The 12,818-nt window shown below is 66.1% G+C and carries 12 protein-coding genes; 5 read left to right on the top strand and 7 right to left on the bottom strand.

Going from position 1 to position 12,818, the window contains the following annotated elements; genetic code table 11:
* Positions 1-37 precede the first annotated feature (37 nt).
* Complete coding sequence (locus AAHB16_RS27005) at positions 38-499, bottom strand: tripartite tricarboxylate transporter TctB family protein (RefSeq protein ID WP_150372505.1); 462 nt, start codon at positions 497-499, stop codon at positions 38-40.
* Positions 500-904: 405 nt separating this feature from the next.
* Here AAHB16_RS27005 and AAHB16_RS27000 point away from each other — a divergent pair, with 405 nt between their 5' ends.
* Positions 905-2,677 (top strand): potassium/proton antiporter, encoded by a 1,773-nt coding sequence (locus AAHB16_RS27000; protein WP_150372504.1) that lies wholly within the window; start codon positions 905-907, stop codon positions 2,675-2,677.
* Between the two features lie 22 nt (positions 2,678-2,699).
* Here the strand turns inward: AAHB16_RS27000 and AAHB16_RS26995 are convergent, their stop codons facing one another.
* Genes AAHB16_RS26995 through AAHB16_RS26985 form a run of 3 tightly spaced genes read right to left on the bottom strand, consistent with a single transcriptional unit; the run spans position 2,700 to position 5,453 of the window.
* The gene (locus AAHB16_RS26995) at positions 2,700-3,722 is read right to left on the bottom strand and encodes a tripartite tricarboxylate transporter substrate binding protein (RefSeq protein WP_150372503.1); all 1,023 of its coding nucleotides are present in this window, start codon (positions 3,720-3,722) and stop codon (positions 2,700-2,702) included.
* A gap of 16 nt (positions 3,723-3,738) precedes the next feature.
* A complete protein-coding gene (locus AAHB16_RS26990; RefSeq protein ID WP_150372502.1) occupies positions 3,739-4,191 on the bottom strand; it encodes a DUF2214 family protein in 453 nt (150 codons plus the stop codon).
* A gap of 41 nt (positions 4,192-4,232) precedes the next feature.
* Positions 4,233-5,453 carry a CaiB/BaiF CoA transferase family protein gene (locus tag AAHB16_RS26985; protein ID WP_150372501.1) on the bottom strand — a complete coding sequence of 407 codons (1,221 nt, stop codon included), beginning with the start codon at positions 5,451-5,453 and terminating at the stop codon, positions 4,233-4,235.
* A gap of 184 nt (positions 5,454-5,637) precedes the next feature.
* Here AAHB16_RS26985 and alaS point away from each other — a divergent pair, with 184 nt between their 5' ends.
* On the top strand, positions 5,638-8,262 hold the full coding sequence (alaS, locus tag AAHB16_RS26980) for an alanine--tRNA ligase (RefSeq protein ID WP_150372500.1): 2,625 nt from the start codon (positions 5,638-5,640) through the stop codon (positions 8,260-8,262).
* Between the two features lie 59 nt (positions 8,263-8,321).
* Here alaS and AAHB16_RS26975 read toward each other — a convergent pair whose 3' ends face one another.
* Both AAHB16_RS26975 and AAHB16_RS26970 read right to left on the bottom strand, forming a co-directional pair.
* Positions 8,322-9,110, bottom strand: a complete 789-nt coding sequence (locus AAHB16_RS26975; RefSeq protein ID WP_150372499.1) for a slipin family protein — start codon at positions 9,108-9,110, stop codon at positions 8,322-8,324.
* Between the two features lie 64 nt (positions 9,111-9,174).
* Positions 9,175-10,593, bottom strand: a complete 1,419-nt coding sequence (locus AAHB16_RS26970) for an NfeD family protein (protein WP_342052460.1) — start codon at positions 10,591-10,593, stop codon at positions 9,175-9,177.
* Positions 10,594-10,775: 182 nt separating this feature from the next.
* Between AAHB16_RS26970 and AAHB16_RS26965 the strand changes: the two genes are divergently transcribed.
* The 3 genes from AAHB16_RS26965 to AAHB16_RS26955 are packed head-to-tail and all read left to right on the top strand — an operon-like array spanning position 10,776 to position 11,875.
* Complete coding sequence (locus AAHB16_RS26965) at positions 10,776-10,964, top strand: 4-oxalocrotonate tautomerase (protein ID WP_150372498.1); 189 nt, start codon at positions 10,776-10,778, stop codon at positions 10,962-10,964.
* 55 nt (positions 10,965-11,019) lie between these two features.
* Positions 11,020-11,607 (top strand): NUDIX domain-containing protein, encoded by a 588-nt coding sequence (locus AAHB16_RS26960; RefSeq protein ID WP_150372497.1) that lies wholly within the window; start codon positions 11,020-11,022, stop codon positions 11,605-11,607.
* Between the two features lie 40 nt (positions 11,608-11,647).
* Positions 11,648-11,875, top strand: a complete 228-nt coding sequence (locus tag AAHB16_RS26955) for a sulfurtransferase TusA family protein (protein WP_109581811.1) — start codon at positions 11,648-11,650, stop codon at positions 11,873-11,875.
* A gap of 54 nt (positions 11,876-11,929) precedes the next feature.
* Here the strand turns inward: AAHB16_RS26955 and galU are convergent, their stop codons facing one another.
* On the bottom strand, positions 11,930-12,796 hold the full coding sequence (galU, locus tag AAHB16_RS26950) for a UTP--glucose-1-phosphate uridylyltransferase GalU (protein WP_150372496.1): 867 nt from the start codon (positions 12,794-12,796) through the stop codon (positions 11,930-11,932).
* Positions 12,797-12,818 lie beyond the last annotated feature (22 nt).

Genomic DNA, 12,818 nt, shown 5'->3' with positions numbered 1-12,818 from the left:
TCCCAGGTTGGCCAACAATTCCATGAGAGTCGTCTCCTTAGCCGGTAATGAAAGCAGGCCACACCGGCATCTGCAGGTTGATGCCGTAGACGAACGCACCCATGCTGATCACGACCAGGATGACCGCGGCGGCCAGAGCGCCCTTCCAGCTGAATTCATGGCTCGCCATCGACGAGACCATCACCAGCACGAACACCGACAGCACCATGCCGAGCGGCTTCAGCAGCAGGCCGAACAGCACGACGGCACCCAGAATCCACAGCAGGGTCTTGATATCCCATTTGGCGAGGTGGTCTTCCTCGGACTTCAAGGACATCGAGCCCCAGAGCACGAGGACCCCGAGCAGGGCCAGCACGATGCCGAGCCAGAAGGGGAAGTATCCCGGCCCCATCTTGGCGGCGGTGCCCATGGAATAGGTACGGGCGACCCAGGAAAAGCCGATACCGACCAGGATAAACATCAGGCCGGAGGCAAAGTCCTTTTGGCTACGTATGCGCAAAGTGATTCTCCTCGATAAGACGCTTGAAATTCTTCGCAACGGTGCAGTTGACGCACTGCACAAGGGGGCGATTTGCCCCTGACCCCGTCGCGAGCAGGGTGGAAGGTAAAAGCGGTACCTTTCAGCTACCTTTCACATGTCTGCATTTGACGTCATGCTCAGGGTATGTCCCTAGGAATACGTATGAAAGGATGCAGAAAGGCTGAGGGTAAATACCGGGAACGCAGGCAGGAGGCGGGCTGCCGGGCGTCAGCGGGCGCCCGACTGTGGAACGCGGGAGGCTCGGTTATGATCGGCGGGACCACTGCGCCCGCCCGCGCGCTGAAAGAAAACGGAAAGCCACCCGAAAGGTTTGAAGCTTCGGTTGAAAGCTTGGGTTGAAAGCTTCGAAAGGAAAGATCGCGCGTGGAGAGCATCGAGCATGCCATCCTGATCGGCGCCGTCGTGATGTCGCTGGGCATCGTGGTGGGCGCGTTCTCGTCGCGCTTCGGCGTGCCGTTCCTGCTCGTCTTTCTCGGCGTCGGGATGCTGGCCGGCGTGGACGGTCCGGGCCATATCGAATTCTCGAACACCTGGCTCAGTTTCCTCGTGGGCAACGTCGCCCTGGCCATCATCCTGCTCGATGGCGGCCTGCGCACGCGGCTGGCCACGTTCCGGGTGGCGCTGCGGCCCTCGCTGTCGCTCGCGACCGTCGGCGTACTCGTGACCGCGGGGCTCGTCGGGGCGTTCGCCAGCTGGCTGCTCGGCGTGGAGTGGAAGCTCGGCCTGCTGTTCGGGGCGATCGTCGGCTCCACCGATGCGGCCGCGGTGTTCTCGCTGCTCAACAGCAGCGGCATTCGCCTCAAGGAACGCGTGGGCAGCGTGCTCGAGATCGAATCGGGCATCAACGACCCGATGGCGATCTTCCTGACCCTGACACTGATCGAATGGATCACCGCGCCGGACGCGCTCACGCCGGGCGCGCTCGGACTGCGGCTGCTCGTGCAGTTCGGCGTGGGCGGCCTGCTGGGGCTCGGGCTCGGCTACTGCCTCGCCAATGTCCTCGAGCGCATCCAGGTGGCCGAGGGCCTGCAGGCCATTCTCGTCTGCGCGGGCGGCACGATGGTGTTCGCGATCGTGCAGACGGCCGGCGGCAGCGGCTTCCTCGCGGTGTACCTGACGGGCGTGCTCGTCGGCAACCGCGAGCGCGCGGTCACGTCCGACACCATGCGCGCGATGGACGGCATGGCGTGGCTCGCGCAGTCGGTCATGTTCCTGCTGCTGGGGTTGCTCGTGGCGCCGCATCGCATCTGGGACATCGCGCTTCCGGCGTTTCTGATCGGCGTCTTCCTGATGTTCGTGGCGCGCCCAGTGGCCGTCTGGCTGTCGCTGCTGCCCTTCCGCTTCAACGGGCGGGAAAAGGCGTTCCTGGGCTGGATGGGGCTGCGCGGCGCGGTGCCCATCGTGCTGTCGCTGTTTCCGCTGCTCAAGGGCATGGAGGACTCGGGCCTGATTTTCCGCGTCGCCTTTGCCGTGGTGCTGCTGAGCCTGCTGTGCCAGGGCACGACCGTCGCGCTGGCCGCGCGGCTGGCGCGCGTGATGCGGCCCAGCTATACCGAGCCGCTCTCGCGCGAGCGGCTACGCGGCACGCATGCGCCCGCGCTCGAACTCATGCAGTTTCTGGTCGCGACCAATTCGCCCGTGACGGACCAGCGCGCGGACCGGCTGGAGTTGCCGCCGCGCTGCGCCGTGGTGGCCGTGGTGCGTGACGGCGCGCTGGCGCCGCTCGATCAGGCGGTGCTGCGTGCCGGCGACGCCGTGTCCGTGCTGGCGCCGGCCACGAGCGTCCCCATGCTGTCGCAGCTGTTCCTTACGCCAGCGACGCCGCCCGAATGGGATCAGGTCTCGCACGATTTCCTGCTGTCGGGCGAGGCATCGCTCGACGAGGTGGCCGCGTTGTACGGCACGCGCGCGCTGACGCCAGCCGAGACGGGCAAGACGCTGGAAGACGCGATGCTCGCGGCGTTTCCGTCGCCACCGGTCGAGGGCGATGCGGTGGCGGTCGCCGGACTGCGGCTGACGGTCACGCGCATGGACGGCCCGCGTATCGTGCAGGTGGGGTTGTTGCTGCCGCGCGGCCCGGCGGGCGATGCCGCGGCCAGGGACAGCGCATGGCGGCTCCACCGCCGCGCACCATAACAGGTTCGCCAGTCGAGGTTCGTCAGTCGACCTTGGCGCCGGAGACCTTCACCACCTCGCCGTACTTCTTGAGCTCGCGGCGGATCAGCGCGGCGAACTGCTCGGGCGTGGTCGGCGCGGGCTGCGCACCGATACGCGCGAGCTTCGCGCGCATGTCGTCCGTCTTGAGGATCGCGACGATATCGCGATTGAGCCGATCGACGATCTCGCGCGGCGTATTGGCCGGCGCGAACACGCCGAACCACGTCGAGATATCGAACCCTTCGAGGCCAAGCCCCTTGCCCGCCTCGGCAATCGTCGGCAGTTCCGGGAATGCGGCCGCGCGCGCCTGCGTGGTCACCGCGAACGCCTTGAGCTTGCCCGCCCTGATATTGGCGGAGGCCGAGGCAAGGTTGTCGAAGATCAGATCCGTCTGGCCCGAGAGCACCGACAGCTGCGCGGGCGAGGCGCCGTTGTACGGAATATGGACCATGCTCACGTGGGCCATGCTCTTGAACAGTTCGCCGGACAGATGCCCGGCGCTGCCGTTGCCGCCCGACGCATAGTCGAGCTTGCCCGGATGGCTGCGCGCGTACGTGACGAGGTCGCGCACGTTGTCGATATGCAGTTCCGCGGCCTTGCCCGGATGCATCACGAGCACGTTCGGCACATCCGCCACGAGCGTCACCGGTGCGAAGTCGCGAATCGGGTCGTACGGCATCTTCGTGAACAGCGTGGGGTTGATCGCATGCGTCGCCACCGCGCCCATCAGGATCGTATAGCCGTCCGCGGGCTGCTTGGCCACGAAGTCCGCGCCGAGGTTGCCGCCGGCGCCGGGCTTGTTCTCCACGACGACGGGCTGGCCGAGTTCATCGCGCAGTTTCTCGCCGATGGCGCGCGCGACGGTATCGAGCGGGCCGCCGGCCGGGTAGGGCACGACGAAGCGGATGGGCTTGGCGGGCCAGTTGCCGGCAGGCGCCGCGTATGCGGGCGCGGCCGTTGCGGCAGCGACGATGGCGACGGTGGTAATGGCCAGCTTGGTGGCCTGGATCCATGTATTCAGCATGACAGAAACAAGAAAATTACATTCCGATCCCGCGCGCCATCATCACCGCGCACAGCGGCAACAGGATCAGCACGTGCGCCTGGATCATGACCCAGCGGCGCGCGATCTTGATCTCGGCCGGCGTCGGGACGAACTCGGGTAGCGTGCGCGCCTGCTTGCGCCAGCGCGCGATGGCGAACGTCGGCGGCAGCGAGCACAGCGCGATCAGCACGAAGACGGTCATCTTCGCGTGGAACCAGGGGTTGTGGATATAGAAACCCATGCCCTTGGCGCCATAGAACAGCCGCAGCAGGCCGGAGACCAGCACGGCGATGGCCGACAGGAAATAGAACAGATCGTAGAGGGACAGGCGCCGGAGCACGGCGGGCGTCATGTCGGGCCGCAGCACGACGGCCTCCGCCGCCATCAGCGTGACGAGCAGGAAGATGGCGCCAAAGTGAAAGAACGCGAGCAACGCATCGGTCAGCATGTCTCCTCCTGTGGGGAATATTGTTCTTGGGGCCGGTCTCGCTAGATCACGCCCTTGCCCCGCAACGCGGCGATACGGTCGGCGTCGTAACCGAGCGTGTCGGCCAGCACTGCCTCCGTATGCTCGCCGAGCAGCGGCGGGTGGCGCAGCGCCTCGGGCGGGGTCTTGCTCATGCGGATCGGGCTGCCGACCAGCTTCACCTCGCCCGCGGTCGGATGGGGCAGATCGACGCGCAGGCCGCGCGCCTTGACCTGATCGTCCTCGAACACGTCGTCGAGCGTATTGATCGGGCCGCACGGCACGCCGGCGGCCTCGAGGTCCGCGATCCATTGCGCGCGCGTGCGCGGCCGCACCATCTCCCCGAGAATCGGCACCAGCACGTCGCGGTTCGCCACGCGCTGCGGATTGGTGGCAAAGCGCGGATCGTCGGCCAGCGTGGGACGCCCGCCCGCGGTCACGAACTTGCGGAATTGCCCGTCGTTGCCCACCGCGACGATGATCCAGCCGTCGGCGGCCTGGAACGTCTGGTAGGGAACGATGTTCGGATGCGCGTTGCCCCAGCGCTTCGGCGCCACGCCGCTGGCCAGGTAGTTGGTGTTCATGTTGGCGAGCATCGCCACCTGCACGTCGAGCAGCGCCATGTCGATGTACTGGCCCTCGCCGGTGCGGTCGCGGTGCGCGAGCGCCGCCAGCACCGCGATGGTCGCGTACTGGCCCGTCATCAGGTCGGAGATCGCCACGCCGGCCTTCTGCGGCCCGCCGCCGGGCAGGTCGTCGCGCTCGCCGGTCAGGCTCATGAAGCCGCCCATGCCCTGGATGATGAAATCGTAGCCGGCGCGGTTCGCATACGGACCCGTCTGGCCGAAGCCCGTCACCGAGCAATAGATCAGGTCCGGCTTGACCGCGCGCAGCGAGTCGTAGTCCAGCCCGTACTTCTTCAGCTGCCCGACCTTGTAGTTCTCGAGCACGACATCGCTCTGCGCCGCGAGCTCGCGCACGAGCTGCTGGCCCTCGGGCGTGCTGATATCGCAGGTGACCGAGCGCTTGTTGCGGTTGGCGGCCAGGTAGTAGGCGGCCTCGGCGGTATCCCGGCCGTCCTCCGTCTTCAGCCAGGGCGGCCCCCACGTGCGGGTATCGTCACCGGCGCCGGGGCGCTCGATCTTGATGACATCGGCGCCGAAGTCGGCGAGATTCTGTGCGCACCACGGCCCGGCGAGAACGCGGGTCAGGTCGAGGACGCGAAGGTGGCTCAAGGCTCCCATTGGGGGGAAGGCCGGCAGGGACGGCGCGGAATTGGGAAAGATCGCACTGTACCACCGGGCAGGCCGCCGACCGCACTTGGCCGGTGCGCGGAGTCTGCCCTCCGGCAGGGCTTCCCCGTATAATCAACGGTTTGCAAATCCAATTCCGAACAGCCGCCCGGCAATGGGCTGCGCCTGCCATAACATGAAAGTCTCCGACATTCGCAGCAAGTTCCTGCAGTTCTTCGAGTCGAAGGACCATACCGTGGTCCGCTCGTCCAGCCTGGTGCCGGCGAACGACCCGACGCTGCTGTTCACCAATTCCGGCATGGTGCAGTTCAAGGACGTGTTCCTTGGCACCGACAAGCGCCCGTATTCGCGCGCGACGTCTTCGCAGCGTTCGGTGCGCGCGGGCGGCAAGCACAATGACCTCGAGAACGTGGGCTACACCGCCCGCCACCATACGTTCTTCGAGATGCTGGGCAACTTCTCGTTCGGCGACTACTTCAAGCGCAACGCCATCCAGTACGCGTGGGAACTGCTGACCAAGGTCTACCAGCTGCCCGCGGACAAGCTGTGGGTCACCGTGTATGCCGAGGATGACGAGGCGTACGACATCTGGGCCAAGGAAGTGGGCGTGCCGGCCGAGCGCATCGTGCGCATCGGCGACAACAAGGGCGCGCGCTACGCGTCCGACAACTTCTGGCAGATGGCCGATACGGGCCCGTGCGGTCCGTGCTCGGAGATCTTCTACGACCATGGTCCCGAAGTGTGGGGTGGCCCGCCGGGATCGCCCGAAGAAGACGGCGACCGCTACATCGAGATCTGGAACCTCGTGTTCATGCAGTTCAACCGCGACGAGCAGGGCAACATGACGCCGCTGCCCAAGCCGTGCGTGGACACCGGCATGGGCCTCGAGCGGATTGCGGCCGTGCTCCAGCACGTGCACAGCAACTACGAGATCGACCTGTTCCAGGCGCTGATCCAGGCCGCCGCGCGCGAAACGCATATCACCGACCTGAACCAGAACTCGCTGAAGGTCATCGCCGACCATATCCGCGCTTGCTCGTTCCTGATCGTCGATGGCGTGATTCCCGGCAACGAAGGCCGTGGCTACGTCCTGCGCCGGATCGTGCGCCGCGCCATTCGCCATGGCTACAAGCTCGGCCAGAAGACGCCGTTCTTCCACAAGATGGTCCCCGACCTCGTCGCGCAGATGGGTGCCGCCTACCCGGAACTCGCCGATGCGCAGGCGCGCGTGACCGAGGTGCTGAAGGCCGAGGAAGAGCGTTTCTTCGAGACCATCGAGAACGGCATGACCATTCTCGAAGGCGCCGTGAGCGAACTGAAGTCGAAGGGCGGCAACGTGCTCGACGGCGAGCTCGCATTCAAGCTGCACGACACGTTCGGCTTCCCGCTCGACCTCACGCAGGACGTGGCGCGCGAGCAGGAGATCACGGTCGATGAGGCCGCGTTCGATGCCGCCATGACGCGTCAGCGCGAGCAGGCCCGCGCGGCCGGCAAGTTCAAGATGGCCGCCGGCCTCGAGTACTCGGGCGACAAGACCGTGTTCCACGGCTATGACGCGCTGGGCGTCGAGCAGGCGCGCGTCATCGCGCTGTACGTGGATGGCGCCGCGGTGCAGACGATGCAGCCGGGCCAGGAAGGCGTGGTCGTGCTCGACCACACGCCGTTCTACGCCGAGTCCGGCGGCCAGGCCGGCGACCAGGGCACGCTCGTGGCCGGTGCCGCGGTGTTCACCGTCGGCGATACCACGAAGGTGCAGGCCGACGTGTTCGGCCATCAGGGCACGCTCTCGGGCGGCGCGCTGAAGGTCGGCGACGTCGTGGCCGCGAAGGTCGATGAGATTCGCCGCGCGCGCACGATGCGCAACCACTCGGCCACCCACCTGATGCACAAGGCCCTGCGCGAAGTGCTCGGTACCCACGTGCAGCAGAAAGGTTCGCTGGTCGATGCCGACAAGACGCGTTTCGACTTCTCGCACAACGCGCCGATGACCGATGCGCAGATCCGCCAGGTCGAGGAAATCGTCAACGCCGAGATTCTGCGCAACGAGGCCACGACGGCCAGCATCATGCCGTTCGACGATGCGGTGAAGAGCGGTGCGATGGCGCTGTTCGGCGAGAAGTACGCCGACGACGTGCGCGTGCTGTCCATCGGCTCGTCGAAGGAACTCTGCGGCGGCACGCACGTGTCGCGCACGGGCGATATCGGCCTGTTCAAGATCGTGGTGGAGGGCGGCGTGGCCGCCGGTATCCGCCGCGTGGAAGCGATCACGGGCGATAACGCGCTGCATTACCTGCAGTCGCTCGACGCGCGCCTGAACGAAGCCGCCGCCGCCATGCGCGCGCAGCCTTCGGAGCTGGTGTCGCGCATCGCGCAGGTGCAGGACCAGGTGCGCGCGCTGGAGAAGGAACTCGAACGCGCGAAGAGCAAGCTGGCCGCCTCGCAAGGCGACGAACTGGCCGAGCAGGCCGTGGACGTCAAGGGCCTGAAGGTGCTGGCCGCCCAGCTCGACGGCGCGGACGTGAAGACGCTGCGCGAGACGATGGACAAGCTCAAGGACAAGCTCAAGAGCGCGGCCATCGTGCTGGGCGCCGTGACCGACGGCAAGGTGAGCCTGATTGCGGGCGTGACCGCCGATGCCACGGGCAAGGTGAAGGCCGGGGACCTCGTCAACTTCGTCGCCCAGCAGGTGGGCGGCAAGGGCGGTGGCCGTCCGGACATGGCGCAGGCTGGTGGCACGGAGCCGGCGAACCTGCCGAACGCCCTGGCGGGTGTCAGCGACTGGGTCGCGGCAAAGGTCTGAGTCTGCAGGGTTTGCTCCCCTCTCCCCTCTCGGGGAGAGGCGGTAGAGAACCTGTTGTTTCAGGTTTTCTCCCCGCTCTCTTGGGGAGAGGGGCCCGGAGTGAGGGCACTCGCCAGCGTATTGATCAAGTCCACCGGCAACGGAAATACAATCGTCGTCGTCCGATCGCCGGCGATCTGCGTCAGCGTCTGCATATAGCGCAGCTGCATCGCCTGCGGCTGCCGCGCCAGCATCTGCGCGGCTTCGAGCAGTTTCTCGGAAGCCTGCATTTCCCCCTCCGCATGAATCACCTTCGCGCGCCGCTCGCGCTCGGCCTCGGCCTGCCTTGCGATCGCGCGCACCATCGACTCGTTGATATCGACGTGCTTGATCTCGACGTTCGAGACCTTGATGCCCCACGCATCGGTCTGCGCGTCGAGCACCTTCTGGATATCGAGGTTGAGTTTCTCGCGCTCGGCGAGCATTTCGTCGAGCTCGTGCTTGCCCAGCACCGCGCGCAGCGTGGTCTGCGCGAGCTGGCTCGTGGCCTCGAGAAAGTTGGCCACCTGGATGATCGCGCGCTCGGGATCCACCACGCGGAAATAGACCACCGCGTTGACCTTCACCGACACGTTGTCGTGCGAGATCACGTCCTGCGGCGGCACGTCCATGACCACCGTGCGCAGGTCCACGCGCACCATCTGCTGCACGGCCGGAATGATCAGCACGAGCCCAGGCCCCTTGACGCGCCAGAAGCGGCCGAGCATGAAGACCACACCGCGTTCGTACTCGCGCAGCACGCGTACCGATGCAATGACCAGCAGCGCCAGCAGGAAGATCAGACCGCCAAAGCTGAATCCAAACGCCATGAGAGACTCCTTGTAGTTGTCCTGCGCCCGTCGAACTTCCCGAAAATCTGCGTCAATCGAGCCATCAGTCGATGGCAATCACATCGAGTACGAGTCCGTCCCGCGCGGTCACGCGCACCGACTGTCCGCGCGCCAGCGGCGTGGCGGTGCGCACGCGCCACTGCTCGCCATCGACGGAAGCCCATCCATCGTGGTCCAGCGTGGCATCGGCGATCACCATGCCGGTCCGGCCGACGATCGTATCCCCGCCGCTGACGATGGGCCGCCGTCGCGTGCGCAGCACGAGCGCCGACATCGCGAACACGAACGCCACGGACGAGAGCGCCAGCACCGCGATGACCGTCAGCGGAATGCCGAAGCCGGGCACATCGGTATCGATCAGCATCACGGCGCCAATGGCAAACGCCACGGCGCCGCCGACACCGAGCACGCCCAGCGTGGGCAGGAACATCTCCGCGACCATGCAGCCGATGCCCAGTGCGACCAGCGCAAGGCCCGCATAGTTCAACGGCAGCATCTGCAGCGCGAACAGGCCGACTACCAGGCAAATGGCGCCGATGACGCCGGGCGCGACCATGCCGGGCGTGGAGAATTCGAAAAGCAGCGCGTAGATGCCGATCATCATCAGCACCAGCGCCACGCTGGGGTCGGTGATCACGGCCAGCAGCCGCGCGCGCCAGTCCGGCTCGGTGGCCACCACGGGCGCGTTCGCCGTGCGCAGCACGCGCTGGGCGCCCGCCGCCTCGACCCTGCGGCCGTCGATCTGCCGCAAGAGCGCGGGCAGGTCCGGCGCCACGAGGTCCGCCACATGCTGCGCGACGGCTTCGCTCGCCGACAGGCTCACGGCCTCCCGTACGGCCCGCTCGGCCCATTCCACATTGCGCTGTCGCAGTTGCGCGAGGCCGCGGATATACGCCGAGGCATCGTGCATCTGCTTGCGCGCCATCGTGTCCTCGCTGCCGGCACCGGCCGGCGCCGAGGCGGCTCCGCGGTCCCCATGGTCGCCACGCTGCGGGCCACCGATGCCGATGGCCACCGGACTGGCCGCGCCGACATTGGTGCCGGGCGCCATGGCCGCGATATGGCTCGCGTAGAGGATGTACGCCCCGGCGCTCGCCGCGCGCGCGCCGCCGGGCGACACATAGGTCGCCACCGGCACGGGGGAGGCGAGAATCGCCTGGATGATGTCGCGCATCGAACGGTCGAGACCGCCCGGCGTATCCATTTCGATCACGACGAGTTGCGCATTGGCACGCCGCGCCTGTTCGATGCCGTGGGTCACGAAATGCGCGGTGGCCGGGCCGACCGCGCCGCGCAGCGGCACCACGTAGACAGGCGCGGTCGCGGGGGCGGTATCCACGACCTGCGCGGGGGCGGCGCCCGACAGGGCCAGCGTACAGGCGAATACCGCCAGCAGCGCCTGGCCGGCGCGCCATGCCAGGCGGGTCATCCGGGGGGCGATCTTGCCGAAGGGGAGTGCCATGGTCGCGCGCGCGTCCGGAAGGAATGCCGTGACCGCGCCACTTCCAAGTGTAGACCACCGGCCACATCGCGACGGCGGCCGGGCACTCGCGATGGCCGCCTGGCCGGACTGGCGCTACAGTAGCGGTTTCAACACCCTCGCGACCATCGATGGCGCGAGATTTTTACTAGGAGTCAGTGGTAATGCCAACGTTTCGAATCGAGTTGTTTGAAGGACGTCCTCTCGATCAGCGCCGCAAGCTGGTCGAGGCGGTGACGCGCGTCACCTGCGAGACACTGGGCTGCGAGCCCGGCAGCGTCGATATCATCATCGACGAGGTCAAGCGCGAGAACTGGGCCACCGGCGGCAAGCTCTGGTCCGAACAGAAGTAAGCGCAGATCCATAAAAACGACAGATAAACGCCAACGTAGAAGAGCGAGCCCTCACATGCAACCCTACCGTTATTGCCCGCAGTGCGGCGCCTCGTTGCAGGTGCTCCCGCATGCCGGACGTGACCGCAGCGCCTGCGTCACGGAAGGATGCGGATTCGTGCACTGGAACAACCCGCTGCCCGTGCTGGCGGCCGTGGTGGAGTACGAAGACAAGCTGTTGCTGGCGCGCAATGCGGCGTGGCCGGAAAAGATGTTCGCGCTGGTCACAGGCTTTCTCGAGCGTGACGAGACGCCCGAGCTCGGCGTGGCGCGCGAACTCAAGGAAGAGACCAATCTGGACACCGAATCGGTGTCGCTGATCGGCGTCTACGAATTCATGCGCAAGAACGAGCTGATCATCGCCTATCACGTGAAGGCGAGCGGCACCATCGCGCTGTCCGAGGAACTGGCCGAATACAAGCTCGTGGCACCCGAGAAGGTGCGCATCTGGAGTGCGGGCACGGGCTTCGCGGTCGCGGACTTCCTGCAGGCCCGCGGCTATCCCGTGCGTTTCTTCGACCGGCAGACCGGCGAGGATATCGAGGACCCGCGCAGGCCGACGGACTTCAGGCGCTTGGATGCTTCGCTACAATACCGGCTGTAGTGAGATCCGATACGGCCGATTTGAAACGGGAAGACGAGGTATGGAATTTCAGAAGGAAGTGGACGCGCGCGGCCTGAATTGCCCGCTGCCGATCCTGCGTACGAAGAAGGCCCTGGCCGATATGGCAAGCGGCGATGTGCTGAAGGTGCTGGCGACCGATCCGGGCTCGCCGCGCGATTTTCAGGCGTTTGCCAAGCAGACCGGCAATGAACTGCTGTCCCACCAGGAAGTGGACAAGGTCTTCACGTTCTACATGAAGCGCCGCTGAGAGGGCGCTGAGAGGGCGCTGCCCCCTCTCCCGGCGGGAGAGGGGTGAAAACCATCAGCGATTTGCCAGATAGGCACTGAATTCGTCCCGCACCTCGGGGTGCTTGAGCGCGAATTCCACAGTGGCCTTCAGCAGGCCCAGCTTGCTGCCGCAGTCGTAGCGCACGCCGTTGTAGCGGTACGCGAGCACCTGTTCCTGATCCAGCATCGACTGGATCGCATCCGTCAGCTGGAATTCGCCGCCCGCGCCGGGCTTCAGGTCGCGGATATGGTCGAAGATACGCGGCGTCAGGATATAACGGCCCACCACGCCGAGGTTCGACGGTGCGTCCTCGGGCGCCGGCTTTTCGACGATGCCCGACATCTTGATCACGCGCTCGTCCCACTCGCGGCCTTCCACCACACCGTAGGAACGGCTCTGTTCGGGGGCGATTTCTTCAACGCCGAGCACCGAGCAGTTGTAGTGGTTATAGACGTCGACCATCTGCTTCATGATCGGCGTGTCGCCGTCGAGCAGATCGTCCGCGAGCATGACCGCGAACGGTTCGTCGCCCACGAGCTTGGCGGCGCAGAGCACCGCGTGGCCCAGGCCCAGTGCCTCGGGCTGGCGCACGTAGAAGCATTCCACGTGCGACGGCTTGATCGACCGCACCACATCGAGCAGCGCGCGCTTGTTCTTGGCTTCGAGTTCGGCCTCGAGTTCATACGCCTTGTCGAAATGATCCTCGATGGCGCGCTTCGAGCGGCCCGTCACGAAGATCATCTCGGTAATGCCGGCAGCCATCGCCTCTTCCACGGCATACTGGATCAGCGGCTTGTCCACCACTGGCAGCATCTCCTTGGGGCTGGCCTTGGTCGCGGGCAGAAAACGGGTGCCCAGTCCCGCGACCGGGAAGACGGCCTTGGTGACGCGGTTTTCCATATCAGAATTCCTTTCTATTCCG

It is taken from the genome of Cupriavidus sp. OTU4054, assembly GCF_038440175.1.
Classification (GTDB): Bacteria; Pseudomonadota; Gammaproteobacteria; order Burkholderiales; family Burkholderiaceae; genus Cupriavidus; species Cupriavidus pauculus_D.
The sequence above is the reverse complement of the archived record's forward strand: the minus strand, read 5'-3'. Positions and strand labels throughout refer to the sequence as shown.